Raw genomic sequence first — 14,747 nt, forward strand, 5'->3', positions numbered from 1 at the left:
CGCAGGGCGACACCGCCGACGAGGGGATCATCGATGGACTCCGAGTCCGACAACAGCACCGGCCACGTGCAGTCGCTGGCGCGCGGACTGCTGGTGATCCGCGCGTTCAACGAGTCCAACCCGGAGATGACCCTCTCGGAGGTCGCCCGCGCGACCGACCTGTCGCGCGCTGCCGCCCGCCGCTTCCTCCACACGCTGGTGCACCTGGGCTACGTGTGGACCGACGGCCGGGTGTTCGCGCTGACCCCGCGCGTGCTGGAGCTCGGGTTCGCCTACCTCTCCAGCGTGTCGCTGCCGGAGATCGCCCAGCCCCACCTGGAGCAGCTGGTCTCCGAGGTGCACGAGTCGGCGTCGGTGTCGGTGCTCGACGGCACCGACATCGTCTACGTCGCCCGCGTTCCCACCTCGCGGATCATGGCCGTCTCGATCAACATCGGCACCCGCTTCCCCGCCTACGCGACCTCGATGGGCCGGGTGATGCTGGCCGACCTGCCCGAGGACAAGCTCAGCGCCCACCTCGACCAAATCGACCTCGCACGGCTGGGCCCGCACACGATCACCTCCCGGGCCGAGCTGGTCGAGGAGCTCGCCCGCGTCCGGGAGCAGGGTTGGGCGCTGGTCGATCAGGAGCTCGAGGTGGGGCTGCGCTCGATCGCGGCCCCGGTGCGCGACCGCTACGGCCGGATCGTGGCCGCCGCCAACATCTCCTCGCACGCCAGCAGGACCACGCGCGAAGCGGCCCGGGAGGATCTGCTGCCGCCGCTGCTGGAGACGACCCGACGCATCGCCGCTGACCTGGCGGTCTCGCCCCAGTCCCGCGCGGTGGTCCGCTGACCGGACGGAGGGACTCCTCCGCTCGGCGAACCGCTCCTCGGAAATCCCCGTCCGCCCTGCTATGGTCCGACCACAGAATGGTCCGCAACATCCGGTGTCGCAGCGCGCAGTGCGCGAAGATGCTCGCGAGCCGCCAACGGAGGAGGAACCGGTGATGCGTTCATGAAGGTGGCACTGTTCGCGACCTGCCTGGGGGACACGATGTTCCCCGAAGCTCCGAAGGCCACTCTGCAGGTCCTGGAACGGCTCGGCTGCGAAGTGGACTTCCCCGCCGCTCAGACCTGCTGCGGGCAGATGCACACCAACACCGGGTACCGGAAGCAGGCGAAGTCCTCGGTGCGCACCTTCGTGGAGGCCTTCGACGGTTACGACGCGATCGTGGCTCCGTCGGGCTCGTGCGTCGCTTCCGTCCGCCACCAGCACTCGCTGGTCGCCGACGGCGACCGCGCGCTCTCCCGCGCGGTCGATCACACCGCGCCGAAGGTCCACGAGCTCTCGGAGTTCCTCGTCGACGTCCTGGGCGTCACCGACGTCGGCGCCTACTTCCCGCACCGGGTCACCTATCACCCGACCTGCCACTCGGCTCGGCTGCTGCGGGTCGGCGACCGGCCGCTGCGCCTGCTGCGCGCCGTGCGATCGCTGGAACTGGCGGAGCTGCCCGACGCCGAGCAGTGCTGCGGATTCGGCGGCACGTTCGCGCTGAAGAACCCCGACGTGTCGGTGGCGATGGGTTCCGACAAGGCGCGGCACGTGCGCGACACCGGTGCGGAGGTGCTGTGCGCCGGGGACGCCTCGTGCCTGATGCACATCGGCGGGTTGCTGTCCCGCGAGCGGTCCGGGGTCCAGGTGCTGCACCTGGCCGAGATCCTGGCTTCGACGGAAGGAGAGCTGTGAGCGCCACGCACCTGGGAATGCCGTCCTTCCCGCACGCGGCCAAGCGCGAGCTCGCGAACGCGCAGCTGCGGCACAACCTCGCCAACGCCACCACCACGATCCGCCACAAGCGGGCCGAGGTCGTCGACGAGCTCGACGACTGGCCGCAGCTGCGCGAGTCCGGCGCGGCGCTCAAGGCGCACGCGCTGTCCAACCTGGACACCTACCTGGAGCAGTTCGAGGCCGCGGTGACCAACGCCGGTGGCACGGTGCACTGGGCCCGCGACGCCGACGAGGCCAACCGGATCGTCACCGAGCTGGTCCAGGAGACCGGCGAGCGCGAGGTGGTCAAGGTCAAGTCGATGGCCACCCAGGAGATCGACCTCAACGGCGCCTTGGAGGAAGCCGGGATCGACGCCTGGGAGACCGATCTGGCCGAGTTGATCGTCCAGCTGGGACACGACACCCCGAGCCACATCCTGGTGCCGGCGATCCACCGCAACCGCGCGGAGATCCGCGAGATCTTCCGCGACGAGATGGGCAAGGTCGGCACCCCCGCTCCCGAGGACCTCACCGACGACCCGGCCAAGCTGGCCGAGGCCGCGCGCAGGCACCTGCGGGAGAAGTTCCTGCGCGCCAAGGTGGCGGTCTCGGGCGCCAACTTCGCGGTCGCCGACAGCGGCACCCTCGTGGTCGTCGAATCCGAGGGCAACGGCCGGATGTGCCTTACGCTGCCCGAAACGCTGATCAGCGTGGTGGGCATCGAGAAGATCGTGCCGACGTGGCAGGACCTGGAGGTCTTCCTGCAGCTGCTACCCCGGTCGAGCACCGGTGAGCGGATGAACCCCTACACCTCGACCTGGACCGGCGTCGCGGCGGGCGACGGCCCGCAGAACTTCCACGTGGTGCTGCTGGACAACGGTCGCACCAACGCGCTGGCCGACGAGGTCGGGCGGCAGGCGCTGCGCTGCATCCGCTGCTCGGCCTGCTTGAACGTGTGCCCGGTCTACGAGCGCACCGGCGGCCACGCCTACGGCTCGGTGTACCCGGGTCCGATCGGCGCGGTGCTGACCCCGCAGCTGCGCGGGACCGAGTCCGAAATGGACAAATCGCTGCCGTTCGCGTCCTCCCTGTGCGGTGCGTGCTACGACGTGTGCCCGGTGGCCATCGACATCCCGGACCTGCTGGTGCACCTGCGGACCCGCGTCGTCGAGGAGCACTCCAGCGCCCGCGACAAGCCGCTGGACGCGCTGATGGGCGTGGCCTCGTGGGTCCTGGGTGACGCGAAGCGGCTGGCGTGGGCGCAGAAGGCGGCCTCGCTGAGCCGGAAGGTCATCGGCCGCAAGGGGAAGATCGGGCGCCTGCCGGCACCGCTGTCGCGGTGGACGGACGCGCGGGACGCGCCGGCACCGGCGCAGGAATCGTTCCGGTCCTGGTGGGAGCGGACCCGAGGAGGCAAGGATGAGTAGGGATTCGGCTCGCGAAGCCGTGCTGGGGCGCGTGCGGGAAGCCCTGCGCGGCACCGAGCGCCAGCCCCTGTCGACCGTTCCCCGCGACTACCGCACGTCCCGCCCGGCGGACGACCTGGTGGGGCTGTTCTGCGAGGCGGTCGCCGATTACAAGGCCACTGTGGACAGGGTGGCCGCCGACGCGGTCCCCTCGGCGATCGCCACGACGGCGCGCGCGTCCGGAGCGCGGCGCCTGCTGATCCCCGAGGGGGCACCACACGCGTGGTCGGAGGCGCTGCGCGAGGAGTTCGAACTCGTCGACCCGGCGGCCGACACCGAGGCGTTGGAGCAGGTGGACGCGGTGATCACCACAGCCGCGGTGGGCATCGCCTCGACCGGCACGATCGTCCTCGACCACGGTCCGGGACAGGGCCGGCGCGCGGTCACCCTCGTCCCGGACGTGCACATCTGCGTGGTCGCCGAGCACGAGGTCGCCGACGACGTTCCCGCGGCCATGTCCCGGCTGGACCCGGCCCGGCCGACGACGTTCATCAGCGGGCCGTCGGCCACCAGCGACATCGAGCTCAAGCGGGTCGAGGGCGTGCACGGACCGAGAACGCTCCACGTCCTGGTCGCCCCGGCGCCCTGACCCAGGCGGCTCAGAGGGGGACGACGTCGGCCAGGACGGTGCCCGCCTCGTCCACTCGGTGAGCGGCGGGGCTGTCGTAGACGACGAGCAGTTCGCCGGAGGGCAGCAGGGCCAGCCCTTCGGCGTGGTCGTCGCCCTCGCCGTGCGGCAGGTCGAGTTCGCGGTGCAGCTCGGCGCGGTGGACGACGTCGGCCGTGTCGAGGGTGGCCGCGCCCGGCCAGCGGTAGACGCGGACCGGTCCGTCGAGGTCCATCGACGGACCGGCGAGCAGCAGCAGGTCGTCGCCGTGCACGCACATGTCGCGGATGCCCAGGCCGTCGAGGTCGAGGAAGATCTTGGCGTAGCGGTGGCCGTTGAGCTTGCGCAGCTCGAGCTCACCGTCGTCCTCGCGGGGTTCCACCAGCAGCACCACGGCCCAGCCGCGCAGCACCGGGCCGCGCAGTCCGAGGTAGACGCGCTCGTGACCGGGTTCGCCGTGCACGGCGATGCCTTCGACGTCCAGCCCGTTGTCCTTACCCGGGATCGACAGGAACGGCGCCAGGTGATCGTCGTCGGCCAGGAGGTCGAACAGCCCTCCCCTGCCGAGGGCCGCGCTGGGCGCGCCGTCGTCGGTGCGCGCGGCGGGCACGGCATCGGAGAGCGCGATCCGGGCGAGCACGCGCCGGCTCGGTTCGGCGCTGACCGAGGCGAGCCGCTTGGCCGCCTTCGCGTCGGAGTGGTGGGACTTGACCTTGCGGCGCTTGGCGCTGTGCGATCCGACCACCCACAGGAACGGGCCGTTGCGGGAGATCCCCTCGACGTCGACCTCCTCGTCGGCCTCACCGGGAAGGTCGATCACGTCGGCGAGCGGGAAGCTCACGTGCTCCCGGTACTCGGTGGGCTTGCCCGGGTCGTCGCAGGTGAGCCGCTCGACCGTGGCGGTCTCGTCGCCCGCGATCCACAGGTGCTCCCCGTCGGTGCGCACGGCCGAGAGGTTGGTGTGCGTCCCGGATTCGAGCGCACCGGCTGTGAAGGTCAATCGCACCGTTCGTGCTACGTTCATCCGTCGTTTGTACCAGGATGTTCCAGCATGAGCCGCTGGATCTGGTGAACGTGATGATCTCCTCGCGCACACGATCAAGTGACCGCGGGAACCGGGCGGAGGGCGCGCGGGTCCTAGCCGACGTCGTTGTCCTCGCGTCTTTGGGAGAAGGAAAGGGGTCGCCGTGCCAGACATCCGGGTCCGGCTCCGCGGAGGGCCGCAGGACGGTCAGGAAGTGACCGTCTCGGCCGACTCATCGGGAAAACCGATCCCGCGCATCACCCTGCCCGCGCGCGCTCGCAACCCGGAAGCCGTACCACCTCGGCTGATCTACGAGCGCTCGGGCAAGAACGGTGATGGAACCTGGGTATTCCGCTACGTGGGTGCCGAAACCTGACACCTCGTCGCCGCGGCAGGGCACCGAGCCGGGTGCCCTCCCGCGACCTGGATCAACGGCCGACCAGCGCTTCGGGACCCATGCGCACGACGGTGGCCCGAGCGCCCATCCCGATGCGCGCGTAGACCTCCGGCCTGGTCCGCTTGAGCACCGCGCCCCACGCCAGCCCGGCCGCGAAGACCGCGGCCATGCCCGAGGGCACGACCCAGCCCAGCACGTGCCCGGGCGCGAGGCCGAGCGTGGTGCCGTAGGACGACACGGCCAGCACCAGCGCGATCGCCAGCAGGACCGCCGCGACCGAGGGCGCGACCGCGGTGGGCCACGCGCCGTGCCCGTGACCGGCGACGCCGCGGAAGTAGCCGACCACGGCGACCGACGTCAGCAGGACCAGCAGCAAGACCCCCAGAGCACCCGTGATGATGCTCCAGAAGAACAGGTGCACGGCCGGGTCCAGCTCCAGCCCGCCGGTGAGCACCACGGCGACCGTCGCCACCGCGGTCGCGATCAACGAGCCCGCGACCGGTGCGGCGGTGCGCGTGCTGGTCCGCGCCCACCAGGACAAGCCCACCCCTTCGCGGCCGAGGGAGAACAGGTAGCGGGCGCACACGTGGTGGAACGCCAGCGCGGCGGCGAACAACGAGGTCAGGTAGAGGCAGTTGCCCAGGTCCACCAGGGCGACCGGCAACCGCTCCGCGGCCAGTGCGAACAGCAGCCCCGTGGAATGCCCGTCAGCCGCGGCCACCACGCCGCCCGTTCCGGTCACCGCGGCGATCGCCCAGGTGGACACCGAGAACAGCACGCCCAGGACCAGCAGCGACAGGTACCCGGCGTTCAGGACGGTGCGCAGGTCGCGGGCCTGCTGGGCGAGCACGGTGAGGTTGGCGAAACCGATGAAGCCGCTGAAGGCGATCAGCACGATCGCCCCCGAGGACCCGGTCAGCAGCACCGCGGGATCCAGCGAGCCGACTCCCGCTCCGGACGCCGGTGTCACGAAGAAGGCCACGTCGTAGACGATCAGGACGCACACCTCGGCCAGCAGGAGCAGCGCGAGGACGCGACCGTTGACGTCGATGCGCTGCAGGCCGAGCACCGCGACCAGCACGATCGCGGCGGCCGAGAACCACCACCAGGCCACCCCGGCACCGCTGAGCCGCTGCGTGAAATCCGCTGCTCCGACGCCGAAACCACCGACCAGACCGCTGAGGATCAGCAGGTAGGACACGACCGCCACGGCTCCGGCCCCGGTCCCGGCGGAACCGCCGAGCCCCTTGGCGATGTAGGCGTAGAAGGCACCCGCGTTGTCGACGTGCCGCGACATGGTCAGGTATCCGATCGAGAACGCACCGATGACCAGCGCCATCACCGCGTAGCCGAGCGGTACCCCGGGTGTGGCGGCGACCGCGAACCCGCTCACCGCCACGCCGCCGACGATCGTGGCCGGGGCACCGGCGGCCACCGTGAAGAACACGATCGACAGCACCCCCATCCTGGATCCGGCCAGTGCCGCCGAAACCTTCGAAGGTGGCAACTTCACGCTCCTCGTGGTGGTGCTCAGTGCCGCGGGGTGATCGCGGATTTGCCCCGCGCGGCGGCGATCTCGTAGATCAGGTTCCGCAACGTGCCGGGCAGCAGCGACTCCCAGGACCCCATCCGGAACTCGCCCTGGCGCAGGACCTGCTTGGAGAACCGGGTGTGGCGCAGCACCCCGGTCTCGCGCGCCAGCAGCGCGAAGGTGATCTCGCCGAGCCGCTCGGGCACGGTGATCACGCCGTTGCCGGAGGTGGTCTCGGTACCGGTGAACAGCTCTTCGAGAACCGCGGTGGCGTCCCCGTGCTGCGCGTCGTCGATGCGCCAGGCCGCCGCCGAACCGCCGCGCAGACCACCGGAGACCGGGACCTCGCGCAGCACGTCGACGAGTACCAGCCGGGAGCGCACCTTCTCCACCGCGTTCTGCGCCAGGTACTCCAGCCAGGTGCGCAGGTCGTGGCCCGACTCGCGGCGGACCTCGCGCAGCACCGTCCACGACAGGAAGTCGGGGCAGCGGCCGTCGCCGCTGGGCCGCACGTCGGGGGTGAGGGCGATCTCCTCCTCCACGATGAGCTCGGCCAGCAGACCTCCGGCGCATCCCAGCGCGAGCAGGTCCGGGTCGATCCGCGGCGAGATCCGGCCCTCGCCGCCGTGCGCGACGAGGAAGAACCGGTCGGCGATGCGCAGCGGAAGTCGCGTGCCGTGGTGATCCGGAACGATCGGACCGCTCCGGGTCGCGCCCTTCAACACGTGCTCGCTCCTCCACCAGCCAGAACGTCGTCGCCAAGACCGCCGCACCGCTGGCGAGGAGCGCTTTCGAGTCGGCCCCGCCGAGCAGTGCCCGCTCATAGTTCAAGATCAACCTCGTTCCGCGCATCGGCCCGAGGTGTGATGTGGCCGAATCGTTGTGGTGCGAAACCTTCCGCTTACCGGCGCGCGGGAACATCCGACAGGCGCATTGACTTCCACCTAACACGAAGTCCGAGGATGTAAGGGCCCGAACCCGCTCGACACCACCACCTCACGAAGGACCGCCAAGTGGACGCCTCCAACTGGTCGATGATGCGCTCGTTCGCGAGCGACAAGTCAGTCACCCGGCAACGCCTGTCAGCGGGCTTGCTGCGCCGGATCGCCGGATACGCCCGCCCCTACCTGCGCGACATCGTGCCGTTCCTGGTGCTGGTGGCGCTGGCCGCCGTGCTCGGGGTGGTCAACCCGCTGCTGTTCAAGGCCATCATCGACGACGGCATCGTGCCGCGGAACTTCTCGCTGGTGGTGTGGCTGGCGCTCGCGGTCGCCGGCGTCGCCGTCGCGGAAGCGGTCATGAGCCTCGCCCAGCGCTGGTACTCCGCCCGCCTCGGCGAAGGCCTCATCTACGACCTGCGCAGCGAGGTCTTCGACCACGTGCAGCGGATGCCGGTGGCCTTCTTCGTGCGCGCCCAGACCGGCGCGCTGGTCAGCAGGCTCAACAACGACGTCATCGGCGCCCAGCGCGCCCTCACCTCGACCCTGTCATCGGTCGTGTCCAACGTCCTGAGCCTCGTGCTGGTGCTGGCCACCATGTTCACGCTGTCCTGGCAGATCACGGTGATCTCGCTGGTGCTGCTGCCGCTGTTCATCCTGCCGGTGCGCTGGGTGGGTCGGAGGCTCCAGCGCATCACCCGCGAGCAGATGAAGCTCGACGCGGAGATGAGCTCGCTGATGACCGAGCGCTTCGGCGTCGCAGGGGCGATGCTCGCGAAGCTCTACGGCCGCGCCGACGAGGAGTCCGACCGCTTCGCCCGCCGCGCCGAGAAGGTCCGCGACATGGGCATCGTCTCGGCCATGTACAGCCGCGTGTTCGTGGTGGCGCTGACGCTGCTGGCGGCCCTGGCCACCGCGGTGGTCTACGGCTTCGGCGGCGGGCTGGTCCTGGCCGGCGCCTTCCAGCTGGGCACCCTGGTCGCCCTGGCCACGCTGCTCAACCGGCTCTACGGGCCGCTGACCGCGCTGTCGAACGTGCACGTGGACGTGATGACCGCGCTCGTGAGCTTCGACCGCGTCTTCGAGGTCCTCGACCTCAAGCCGATGATCACCGAGAAGCCCGACGCCCGGGAGCTGCCCGCGGGCGCCTCGGACGTCGAGTTCGACCACGTCTCGTTCCGCTACCCCGCCTCCAGCGAGGTCTCGCTGGCCTCGCTGGAGTCCGTGGCGCGACCGGACAACTCCCCCGCGCACCCGGTGCTGCACGACATCAGCTTCCGCGCCGAGCCGGGGCACACGATCGCACTGGTGGGCCACTCCGGTGCGGGAAAGACGACCATCACCAACCTGGCCGGGCGGCTCTACGACGTCGACACCGGTTCGGTGCGCATCGGTGGCGTCGACGTCCGGGACGCGTCGCTGACCTCGCTCTACGAGCACGTCGGCGTGGTCACCCAGGAAGCCCACCTGTTCCACGACACCATCCGGGAGAACCTCGCCTTCGCCCGGCCGGACGCCGAGGAGCACGAGCTGATCGAGGCCCTGCGCACCGCGCAGCTGGGCCACCTGATCGACTCGCTGCCGGACGGGCTGGACACGGTCGTCGGCGATCGCGGACACCGGCTCTCCGGCGGTGAGAAGCAGCGGCTCGCGATCGCGCGACTGCTGCTCAAGGCCCCGCCGATCGTCGTCCTCGACGAGGCGACCGCGCACCTGGACTCGGAGTCCGAGGCGGCCGTGCAACGGGCGCTGGCCGGGGCGCTGTCCGGACGCACGGCGCTGGTGATCGCTCACCGCCTGGCCACCATCCGGGAGGCCGACCGGATCCTGGTGATCGACGAGGGCACGATCGTCGAGGAGGGCACGCACGAGGAGCTGCTGGCTCGCGGCGGCCACTACGCGGAGCTGTACCGGACGCAGTTCGCGACGCAGTCCGACGCCGACGAAGCGGCCTGACCCCGCCTGCGCTGGTCATCCGGGCGGGGCCACCGAGAGGGTCCCGTCCGGGTCGACCTGAGCGAGCAGCGCGGTGCACAGCTCGTCGAGGAGCTCGACCTGCTCCGGGCCGAGACCGTCCATGATCAGCGAGCGGACCTTCTCGACGTGCCCCGGAGCCGAGGCGACGACCTTGGTCATCCCGGCTTCGGTGAGCTCGGCGATGCTGCCGCGCGCGTCGGCCTCGGCCTTGCGGCGGGCGACGAAGCCCTGCTGCTCCAACCGGGACACCACGTGCGACACGCGGGAGGCCGAGGCGTTGGACTGCTGCGCGAGGTGGCTCATCCGGAGCTGCCTGCCGGGCGCTTCGGAGAGCATCGCCAGCACCCAGTAGCCGAACATCGTCAGTCCGGCGTCGCGCTGCAGCTGCCCGTCCAGAGCGGGCGGCACCACGCTCATCAGTGCGGCCAGCTTCCGCCAGGCGCGCTGCTCGTGATCGCTCAGCCAGCGCGTGTCACTCACGGATCCGAGCCTAACAGCAGTTCAAGCTTCAACGAGTCACTCGGCGGGGCGGCTCGATTCGCACAACCGCTCATGAGGCCATCTCGGCGGCCGAGCGGGTGTTGATGATGCGGTCCGGCCCGATCCCGCACTCCTCCGCTCGCGCGCACCCGTGGTCGAGCCAGGCGAGCTGGCCCGGTGCGTGGGCGTCGGAGTCGATGCTGAAGACGCAGCCCAGATCCCGTGCCAGGCCCAGCAGTTCACGCGGCGGGTCGAGCCGGTCCGGCCGCGAGTTGATCTCCACGGCGACGTCGTGGTCCTGGCACGCGGTGAAGACCTCGCGTGCGTCGAAGGTCGACTGAGGTCGCTTGCGGCCGCCGACGAGCCGCCCGGTGCAGTGCCCCAGCACGTCGACGTGCGGGTTGCGCACGGCGGCGACCATGCGGCGGGTCATCGCAGCCGCGTCCATCCGCAGTTGCGAGTGCACGCTGGCCACCACCACGTCGAGCGAGGCCAGCAGGTCCTCGTCCTGGTCGAGGGCGCCGTCGTCGAGGATGTCGACCTCGATGCCGGTGAGGATGCGGAACGGCGCCAGCTCCTGGTTGAGCGCGGTGACCACCTTCAGCTGCTCGCGCAGCCGCTCGGCGGACAACCCGCGCGCGACCGTCAGCCGCGGCGAGTGGTCGGTCAGCGCAATCCACTCGTGTCCCAGCCACCGCGCGGCCGCGGCCATCTCGGCGATCGGGCTGCCGCCGTCGGACCAGTCGGAATGGGCGTGGCAGTCGCCGCGCAGCGCCGCGCGCAGGGCCTCGCCGTGCTCCGGGATCTCGACCTCGTCGCGCAGCTTCTGCAGGTAGCCGGGCGTGTCACCGGCGTGGGCCTCGGTGATGACCGCTGCGGTGGTGCGGCCGATGCCCTCCAGGTCCGTCAGCTTCCCGGACTCCACGCGGCGGTCGAGGTCGGGCAGGTCGGAGATGACCGCGACCGCGCGCCGGAACGCCCGCACCCGGTAGGTGGGCGCGTTCTGCTTCTCCAGCCAGAAGGCGATCTCGCGCAGCGCCGAGACCGCGGCGTCGTCAGCCACCCGTCATTGGTAGCCGGTGAGCCGCCCGGGCGCCACCGCCGCGACACCGGCTGCGACGAGCAGGGCGATCAGCGGCTGACGCGGTCGGCCACGGCGAACAGCAGGTCCTCCTGGCCCGGTCGGCCGACCAGCTGCACGCCGACGGGTAGCCCGTCGACCGTTCCGGCGGGCACCGAGATCGCCGGGACGCCGGCGAGGTTCCAGGGCCGGGTGAGGCCGATCAGGGGACTCCGCACCGGTGTCGTCGTGCCGTTGACGTCCACCTCCCGCTGGTCGACCTCGGGCGCGACGACGCAGGTCGTGGGCAGGGCGAGCAGCTCCACCTCGGCGAGCAGGTCAGCGACCGCGGCGCGCCAGTCGTCACGTTCGGTCAACGCCCGGACGTACTGCCAGCCCGCCGTTTCGCCCGCCAGCCGCAGGATCGCCAGCACGTCGTCGGTGAACAGCTCCGGCGAGTCGGCGACGCGTTCGGCGTGCACGGCGTGCGCTTCGCTGAACTGGATCGCACCGAAGGCGCGCAGCATCCCGTCCAGGCCCCGCGGCCGGACCTCGCGCACGTCGAGACCGTCCACAGCCAGCCCTGAACGAGCGAGTCCGGCGACCCGAGCATCGGTGGGGTGCAGCAGTTCCGGCGGGATCCAGCCGATGCTGACCTCGGATCCGCTCTCGCGGCGGGGCATCGGCCGCAGCCCGGCCAGAACCCGGTAGCCCAGCCTGCAGTCGGCCGCGTTGCCCGCCAGCACGCCGACGTGGTCGAGCGTTCGCGACAACGGGAAGACCCCGTCGGTGGGCACCGCGCCGTGGGCGGGCTTGAACCCGGCGACGCCGCACAGCGACGCGGGAATCCGCACTGAGCCGCCGGTGTCGGTGCCCAGCGCCAGCGGCACCATCCCGGCGGCCACCGCTGCCCCGCTGCCGCCGCTGGATCCGCCCGACATCCGCCCGGTGTCGTGCGGATTGCGCGAGGCGCCGTTGTGGGCGCGGTCCCCGGTGGGGCCGAAGGCGAACTCGTGCGTCGTGGTCTTGCCGATGATCACCGCGCCGGCCTCCCGGAGGCTCCGCACGCACGCGGCATCCGATGTGGACACGTTCTCGGCGAAGTGCGCCGAGCCCATCGTGGTGCGCGACCCGGCGACGTCGATGATGTCCTTGACCCCGGCCGGGATGCCGTGCAGCGGGCCGCGATCGAGGCCGTCGGCGAGCTCCGCGTCGGCCTTCTCCGCCGCGCGCCGCGCACCCGCGGCGTCGACGGTGACGAAGGCGTTGACCTCCCCGTCCAGCGCGTCGATGGCGGTGAGGGCGGCCTCGACGAGGTCGGCGCAGCGCAACTCCCCGGTGCGCAGCCGCTCGCCGAGCTCGCCGATGGTGCGCCCGCGGAAGAACCCCGTCGTCTGCTGCGTCCCCGTGCTCACGGTGCCTCCCGACAGGCTGATCAGCGAAGAGCTCATCTTCAGCGCGCGAACGAGGATCCGTCAACGCCGCTCGCGCACCGCGGTGATCGTCAGCAGCGCCGCCACCAGCGCGGTCATCGCCAGGGACAGCAGCGCTCCCTCAAGGTCGTGCGCGGGTCCCCGCCCGGTCGCACCCGTCAGCAGGGACTTGACCCCGATGAACACCAGGACCGCGGAGAACCCGACCGAGGCGTCGGACATCGGCGCGCACACCCGGGCGGTCCACCGCACCAACCGGACCACCCCGATCAGGGCCAGCAGGTTCGCGCACAGCACCAGCACCGAAGCACCGCCGGTGGCCGAGACGGCGAACGCGGCGAAGGCCACCGCAGCGGGGATCGCGCCGAGGGCCAGCGCACCCGCTTCGGGCAGACCCGCTTCGCCGTGCTGGAACAGCCACCACGCGAGGATCAGCACGAGCAGCCCGAACAGCGCCGAGATCCACGCCACCGCACCGACCCCGGTGGCCACCAGCACGATCCGGACCAGCGCGGTCGTCGCGACCGCGATCACCACCAGCCGCTTCGCCTGCGGCACCCGGAAGCTCAGCACGACCAGCACGACGACCAGGTCCACCGTCAGCGCGATCGCCGATCCCCAAGCCGCGAGGAACGGCACGGCCCGCTCGGGTGCGGCCGCACCCAGGCCGGCTGCGACCAGCAGCGCGGAGAGGACGCCGGCCCCCGCCACCGGCAGGTCGTACCGGGCAGGGGCACGGCTCCTGGCGGAGCTGAGCAGATCGGCGGCCACCGCTGCGAGCAGGACGGCCAGGGCTGCGAACGGGAGTAACGCGGGCACGCTCATCGGCGCCTCCGGCAGTGGGGAGCGATTCCCCGCAGGCCTCGGCTATCGGGCCTGGCACCGGTGGTTGTAGCCCGGCGGCGCGGTGGTGTCCAGGACCACACCGGTGATCCATCCGTTCGGCCCAGCAGCTGGTCCACACTGGACGAACCGGCTCCGCCGCGTGCGTCGAACCGGTCCGGACTGCTGGGATACTGTATGCTGAAGCCACGGGCTCGGGCCCGTGGCCACCGTCGGTACGAGCAAGCGGAGCTGAGGCGCATGTCCCTGACCTCGAAACTGTCCGAGGGCATCGCCGCCCGCCAGGTGACGCGACCGGTGCCGCTGCGCGAGACGGTCTACGAGGCCATCCTCGAACTGATCATCACCGGCGAGCTCAAGCCCGGGCAGCACCTGGTCGAGAAGGAGCTCGCCGAAGCGCTCGGTGTGTCCCGCCAGCCGGTCCGCGAGGCGCTCCAGTGGCTCAAGAAGGACGAATGGGTCGACCTGCGGCCCGGTTACGGCGCCTTCGTGCACAGCCCCACTCCGGAAGAGGCCGACCAGCTCCTGGGGGTGCGCACCCTGCTGGAGGCGGAATCCGCGCGCCTGGCCGCGCTGAACTCCACCAAGGACGGTGTCGCCGAGCTCAAGCGGATCTACAAGTCCGGGCTCGCCGCCATCAAGGCCGACGACGTGGAAGCGGTCGTCGCCGCCAACGCCGAGCTGCACGCGAAGATCACCGAGATGTCGGGCAACAAGGTCCTCAACGAACTCGCGGCCCAGATCAACCGCCGGGTTCGCTGGTACCACACGCCGGTCGCCAAGAGCCGGGGCAAGCAGGCCTGGGACGAGCACGCCGCGCTCATCGAGGCCATCACCTCCCAGGACGCCGACACCGCGGCCCGCCTCATGCGCGAGCACACCGAGCACACCCGCCAGAGCTACCTCGCCCAGAGCACCGAGGACTAGTTTCAGTCCGCACCGAGGACCCTTGGTGACCGGAATGTCTGGTCTGTGGTGTGGGGGAAGTTTTCATGAAAACTTCCCCCACACCACTGACCAACCTCCCCGGAGCCGGTTCGGGTGCGTCCAGCGGGGGCCGACCGCGGTAGATCAACTCCACACGCTCGGACTTCGCGGCTGTGAAAGGCCCGAGAAAGATGACTCGGGCAGTATTCATGTCGCCTGCCTGGGGCACATGAGCGTCCGGCTGACTCCGTCCGACGGTCGCTCGGGTGGCCGGGCGCCGGTTCGATGAGTGATGGGGGATTCATCGCACCGGCG

14 protein-coding genes are annotated in these 14,747 nt (G+C 71.0%); 7 read left to right on the forward strand and 7 right to left on the reverse strand.

Going from position 1 to position 14,747, the window contains the following annotated elements; all coding sequences use genetic code 11:
- Positions 1 to 33 precede the first annotated feature (33 nt).
- From ACYVF3_RS22895 to ACYVF3_RS22910, 4 genes are all read left to right on the forward strand, one after another.
- Positions 34 to 834, forward strand: a complete 801-nt coding sequence (locus tag ACYVF3_RS22895; protein WP_461156300.1) for an IclR family transcriptional regulator — start codon at positions 34 to 36, stop codon at positions 832 to 834.
- Positions 835 to 996: 162 nt separating this feature from the next.
- Positions 997 to 1,728 carry a (Fe-S)-binding protein gene (locus tag ACYVF3_RS22900; RefSeq protein ID WP_461156301.1) on the forward strand — a complete coding sequence of 244 codons (732 nt, stop codon included), beginning with the start codon at positions 997 to 999 and terminating at the stop codon, positions 1,726 to 1,728.
- A gap of 17 nt (positions 1,729 to 1,745) precedes the next feature.
- A complete protein-coding gene (locus tag ACYVF3_RS22905) occupies positions 1,746 to 3,176 on the forward strand; it encodes a LutB/LldF family L-lactate oxidation iron-sulfur protein (RefSeq protein WP_461156387.1) in 1,431 nt (476 codons plus the stop codon).
- On the forward strand, positions 3,169 to 3,804 hold the full coding sequence (locus tag ACYVF3_RS22910) for a LutC/YkgG family protein (protein WP_461156302.1): 636 nt from the start codon (positions 3,169 to 3,171) through the stop codon (positions 3,802 to 3,804). The genes ACYVF3_RS22905 and ACYVF3_RS22910 overlap by 8 nt, the downstream gene beginning before the upstream one ends.
- 10 nt (positions 3,805 to 3,814) lie before the next feature.
- Here the strand turns inward: ACYVF3_RS22910 and ACYVF3_RS22915 are convergent, their stop codons facing one another.
- The gene (locus ACYVF3_RS22915; protein WP_461156303.1) at positions 3,815 to 4,846 is read right to left on the reverse strand and encodes a DUF3616 domain-containing protein; all 1,032 of its coding nucleotides are present in this window, start codon (positions 4,844 to 4,846) and stop codon (positions 3,815 to 3,817) included.
- A 163-nt stretch (positions 4,847 to 5,009) separates the two neighbouring features.
- Here ACYVF3_RS22915 and ACYVF3_RS22920 point away from each other — a divergent pair, with 163 nt between their 5' ends.
- Positions 5,010 to 5,222: a hypothetical protein gene (locus ACYVF3_RS22920; protein WP_461156304.1), complete on the forward strand. Its 213-nt coding sequence runs from the start codon at positions 5,010 to 5,012 to the stop codon at positions 5,220 to 5,222.
- A gap of 52 nt (positions 5,223 to 5,274) precedes the next feature.
- Here the strand turns inward: ACYVF3_RS22920 and ACYVF3_RS22925 are convergent, their stop codons facing one another.
- On the reverse strand, positions 5,275 to 6,750 hold the full coding sequence (locus ACYVF3_RS22925; protein ID WP_461156305.1) for an APC family permease: 1,476 nt from the start codon (positions 6,748 to 6,750) through the stop codon (positions 5,275 to 5,277).
- A 23-nt stretch (positions 6,751 to 6,773) separates the two neighbouring features.
- On the reverse strand, positions 6,774 to 7,499 hold the full coding sequence (locus ACYVF3_RS22930; RefSeq protein WP_461156306.1) for a GPP34 family phosphoprotein: 726 nt from the start codon (positions 7,497 to 7,499) through the stop codon (positions 6,774 to 6,776).
- 309 nt (positions 7,500 to 7,808) lie between these two features.
- On the opposite strand from ACYVF3_RS22930, the gene ACYVF3_RS22935 reads away from it, so the two are divergent.
- On the forward strand, positions 7,809 to 9,668 hold the full coding sequence (locus ACYVF3_RS22935) for an ABC transporter ATP-binding protein (protein WP_461156388.1): 1,860 nt from the start codon (positions 7,809 to 7,811) through the stop codon (positions 9,666 to 9,668).
- 15 nt (positions 9,669 to 9,683) lie between these two features.
- Here ACYVF3_RS22935 and ACYVF3_RS22940 read toward each other — a convergent pair whose 3' ends face one another.
- The 4 genes from ACYVF3_RS22940 to ACYVF3_RS22955 all read right to left on the reverse strand — a co-directional run bounded on the left by ACYVF3_RS22940 (position 9,684) and on the right by ACYVF3_RS22955 (position 13,487).
- Positions 9,684 to 10,169: a MarR family winged helix-turn-helix transcriptional regulator gene (locus tag ACYVF3_RS22940; RefSeq protein ID WP_461156307.1), complete on the reverse strand. Its 486-nt coding sequence runs from the start codon at positions 10,167 to 10,169 to the stop codon at positions 9,684 to 9,686.
- Between the two features lie 70 nt (positions 10,170 to 10,239).
- Entirely contained in the window at positions 10,240 to 11,232 is a 993-nt protein-coding gene (locus ACYVF3_RS22945) for a PHP domain-containing protein (RefSeq protein ID WP_461156308.1), read from the reverse strand.
- A gap of 68 nt (positions 11,233 to 11,300) precedes the next feature.
- On the reverse strand, positions 11,301 to 12,644 hold the full coding sequence (locus ACYVF3_RS22950; protein WP_461156309.1) for an amidase: 1,344 nt from the start codon (positions 12,642 to 12,644) through the stop codon (positions 11,301 to 11,303).
- Between the two features lie 60 nt (positions 12,645 to 12,704).
- Entirely contained in the window at positions 12,705 to 13,487 is a 783-nt protein-coding gene (locus ACYVF3_RS22955) for a hypothetical protein (protein WP_461156310.1), read from the reverse strand.
- 258 nt (positions 13,488 to 13,745) lie between these two features.
- Here ACYVF3_RS22955 and ACYVF3_RS22960 point away from each other — a divergent pair, with 258 nt between their 5' ends.
- Entirely contained in the window at positions 13,746 to 14,432 is a 687-nt protein-coding gene (locus ACYVF3_RS22960; RefSeq protein ID WP_461156311.1) for a GntR family transcriptional regulator, read from the forward strand.
- Positions 14,433 to 14,747 lie beyond the last annotated feature (315 nt).

The organism is Saccharopolyspora tripterygii (assembly GCF_054778355.1).

Bases quoted from the DNA above. Each gene is read 5' to 3' on its own strand.
- ACYVF3_RS22895 (WP_461156300.1), top strand. From the start codon at position 34: ATGGACTCCGAGTCCGACAACAGCACCGGCCACGTGCAGTCGCTGGCG.
- ACYVF3_RS22900 (WP_461156301.1), top strand. From the start codon at position 997: ATGAAGGTGGCACTGTTCGCGACCTGCCTGGGGGACACGATGTTCCCC.
- ACYVF3_RS22905 (WP_461156387.1), top strand. From the start codon at position 1,746: ATGCCGTCCTTCCCGCACGCGGCCAAGCGCGAGCTCGCGAACGCGCAG.
- ACYVF3_RS22910 (WP_461156302.1), top strand. From the start codon at position 3,169: ATGAGTAGGGATTCGGCTCGCGAAGCCGTGCTGGGGCGCGTGCGGGAA.
- ACYVF3_RS22915 (WP_461156303.1), bottom strand. From the start codon at position 4,846: ATGAACGTAGCACGAACGGTGCGATTGACCTTCACAGCCGGTGCGCTC.
- ACYVF3_RS22935 (WP_461156388.1), top strand. From the start codon at position 7,809: ATGATGCGCTCGTTCGCGAGCGACAAGTCAGTCACCCGGCAACGCCTG.
- ACYVF3_RS22955 (WP_461156310.1), bottom strand. From the start codon at position 13,487: ATGAGCGTGCCCGCGTTACTCCCGTTCGCAGCCCTGGCCGTCCTGCTC.
- ACYVF3_RS22960 (WP_461156311.1), top strand. From the start codon at position 13,746: ATGTCCCTGACCTCGAAACTGTCCGAGGGCATCGCCGCCCGCCAGGTG.